Origin of the sequence: Streptomyces sp. NPDC048436, from assembly GCF_043200355.1 — a bacterium.
Lineage (GTDB): Bacteria > Actinomycetota > Actinomycetes > Streptomycetales > Streptomycetaceae > Streptomyces.
Genome location: NZ_JBICXP010000024.1, coordinates 1 through 3424, shown reverse-complemented (window position 1 = coordinate 3424; position 3424 = coordinate 1). Strand labels below are relative to the sequence as shown.

Below are 3424 nucleotides of genomic sequence, written 5' to 3'. Positions count from 1 at the left end.
TGTCCGATGAGGAGGTCGGGGGTGATGTGGTGGTGGGTGAGTTGGTGGAAGAGGGCGGTGCCCAGGGCGAAGAGGGCGGGCTGGGTGTAGTCGGTACGGTCCAGGAGCGCTGCTTGGGGGGTTCCGGGGTGGGAGAAGATGATGTCGCGCAGGGGGTGTTCGAGGTGCTGGTCCAGGGCGTGGCAGGCCTCGTCCAGGGCGTCACGGAAGACGGGGTGGGTGTCATACAAGGCACGCCCCATACCGGGGTACTGACAGCCCTGGCCGGGGAAGAGGAACACGGTCTGCGTGGTGGGCTGTTCGGGCCCGGTGACCAGATCACGATGGGGCACACCCTGAGCCAGCGCCGCCAGAGCCGTAAGGGCTTCCTCACGGTCATTGACGGTGATCACAGCCCGACGATCGAAGAGCGTACGAGTGGTGGCCAGCGCATCGGCCACCCGCTCCAAAGACAACCCGGGATGACGCGTCAGATGCTCACACAACCGGCCCCCCTGCGCAGCCAACGCCACCCCGGACTTCGCCGACAACACCAACGACACCAACCCACCACCACCCGAACCCGAACCTGAATCCGAGCCCGACTCCAACGGCACCTCTGATCCGGTAGCGAGGGCGGGTGCTTGCTGGAGGAGTACGTGGGCATTGGTGCCACCCACACCGAAGGCGGAGACGGCGGCGTTGCGGGGCCTGCCCCTGTCCGGCCAGGGTGCTGGCTTGGTGAGCAGGTTGATGTGTCCCGATGCCCAGTCGATGTGGGGGGAAGGCTGATCGGCGTGCAGGGTGGGGGGCAGTTCGTCGTGGTTGAGGGCTTGGACCATTTTGATGATGCCGCCGATGCCTGCGGCGGCTTGCGCGTGCCCGATGTTGGACTTCAACGACCCCAGGTACAGAGGCTGTTCAGCAGTGTGGTGCTTTCCGTAGGTGTTGAGCAGGGCATGGGCTTCGATGGGGTCGCCCAGCGTGGTTCCGGTGCCGTGTGCCTCAACGGCATCAACCTGATCACCAGTCATTCGGGCGTTGGCAAGGGCTTGTTGGATGACGCGTTCTTGGGCGGGGCCGTTGGGTGCGGTGAGGCCGTTGCTGGCGCCGTCTTGGTTGACGGCGGAGCCGGGGATGATGGCGAGGATGTTGCGGCCTTGGGTTTGGGCGTCGCTGAGGCGTTGGAGGACGATGACTCCTGCGCCCTCGGCCCAGCCGGTTCCGTCGGCGTTGGCGGCGAAGGCTTTGCAGCGTCCGTCGGGGGCGAGGCCGCCTTGGCGGCTGAATTCGATGAAGACTTCGGGGGTGGCCATGACGGTGGCGCCCCCGGCCAGGGCCATGTCGCATTCGCTGTTGCGCAGGGCCTGGCAGGCCAGGTGCACCGCCACCAGGGATGAGGAGCAGGCGGTGTCGACGCTGAGTGCGGGTCCGTGCAGGCCCAGGGTGTAAGCGACTCGGCCGGAGGCGACGGCCAGGGCGTTTCCGGTGAGGAGGTGGCCTTCGAGGTCGGTGTCGCCGTGGGCGGCGTAGTGGTTGGGGGACAGGCCGGTGAAGACTCCGGTCTGGGTACCGGCGAGGGTGGTGGGGTCGATGCCCGCGTCTTCCAGGGCCTGCCAGGTGATTTCCAGTAGGAGGCGCTGCTGGGGGTCGATGGCCTTGGCCTCGCGGGGCGAGATGTTGAAGAAACCCGCGTCGAACTGATCCGCGTCGTAGAGGAAACCACCGGACCGGGTGGACGAGGTGCCCGGCCCCGCGTCCACCTGCGCGCTCTGGTCACCGTCGTTGTCGCCGCCGCCGTCGTCGTCCCTGCCATCCCCGCCGTTCCTCCGCCCTGCATCCGGGACCGTGGCGAAGAGGGTGTCCAGGTCCCAACCCCGGTTCGTGGGGAACTCGCCGACCACATCGCGAGCCTCGGCCACCAACTCCCACAACTCGGCAGGCGAGTTGGCGCCCCCTGGGTAGCGGCATCCCATACCCACGATCGCGATCGGCTCGTGGGCGCTCTCCTCCACTTCCTGCAGTCGGCGGCGGGCCTGACGCAAGTCCGTGGTTGCCCGCTTGAGGTAGGTCCGGAGCTTGTCTTCGCCAGCCACTTGATTAGTCCCTTGCAGAAGTCGGAGATATTTGCAGGTCAGGGAGTCTGGAGCTCGCCATCCAGCACGCTGAAGAGTTCGTCGTCCGTAGCGGAGTCCAGGTCGTCCGGAGCCGGGTCGGTCATGGCCGGGTGGCCCTGGTGGCCGTTCTCCCAGGACGTGAGGAGTTCCTTGAGGCGCGCGGACACCTGCGCGTGCTCTGCCGCACCCATGGCTCCGGGCGAGAGGGCCGATTCGAGCTTGCCGATCTCCGTCATCAAGACGTCCAACGTCCCTGCGTCACGGCTCTGTTGGCCGCCGAACGGGGCGAGCTGCTCGCGGAGGTACGTGGCTATGTGCTGTGGCGTCGGGTGGTCGAAAGCCAGGGTGGCGGGCAGACGCAGGCCCGTCGCGCGGGAGAGGTGGTTGCGCAGCTGGACGGTGGTGAGGGAGTCGAAGCCCAGCGCCTTGAACGACTGCTGGGCGGCGATGAGTTCGGGCTCGGGGTGAGCCAGAACCCCGGCGACTGTCGCGCGGACCAGGGACAGCAGACGTTCGGACTGCTCGTCCTTGGTGAGGGAACCGAGCTCTTCTGCCAGGGAGCCTGTACGCGCGCGCGAAGACGCCGTATCGGCCTTGGTCGAGCCGTTGTGGTGGTGGGTGGTTGGTGTGAGGTGGTGGAGGAGTGGGGGGAGGGTGTTGTTGTGGGCTTGGGTGGTGAGGTTGGTGGTGTTGAGGTGGGTTGCGGTGGTGGTGGGGTGGTGGGTGGTGAGGGCGGTGTCGAGGAGGGTGAGGGCGTGTTGGGTGGTGAGGGGTGGGAATCCGGTGCGGGTGGTGTGGTTGCGGGTGGTGGTGTTGAGGTGGCGGATCATGCCGTTGTTGTCGGCCCAGGGGCCCCAGGCGATGCTGGTGGCGGGGAGGTTTTGGGTGTGGCGGTGGTGGGCGAGGGCGTTGAGGTAGGCGTTGGCGGCGGCGTAGTTGGCTTGGCCGGGGGAGGCGAGGGTGGTGGCGAGGGAGGAGTAGAGGATGAAGGCGTTGAGGTGGTGGTGGCGGGTGGCGTGGTGGAGGTTCCAGGCGGCGTCGATTTTGGGGCGTAGGACGGTGTGGAGTTGGTGGGGGGTGAGGTTTTGGAGGGGGGCCATGTCGATGACGCCGGCGGTGTGGATGACGGCTTGTAGGGGGTGTTGGGTGGGGATGGTGTTGAGGAGTGTGGTGAGTTGGTCGGGGTCGGCGGTGTCGCAGGCGGCGATGGTGACCTCAGCGCCCAACTCACGGAGTTCGGTGGTGAGTTGGTCGGCGCCGGGTGCTTGTGGGCCGGAGCGGCTGGCCAGGAGGAGGTGGCGTATGCCGTGGTGGGTGATGAGGTGTCG

General features: G+C 67.2%; 2 protein-coding genes. Both read right to left on the bottom strand.

Annotated features, from left to right (window positions below):
- Positions 1-2075, bottom strand: a 2075-nt coding sequence (locus tag ACGFX9_RS38330) for a type I polyketide synthase (protein WP_393484527.1), incomplete at its 3' end; no start/stop codon positions are given.
- A 38-nt stretch (positions 2076-2113) separates the two neighbouring features.
- The coding region (locus ACGFX9_RS38325) for an SDR family NAD(P)-dependent oxidoreductase (protein WP_393484525.1) at positions 2114-3424 on the bottom strand (1311 nt) is incomplete at its 5' end.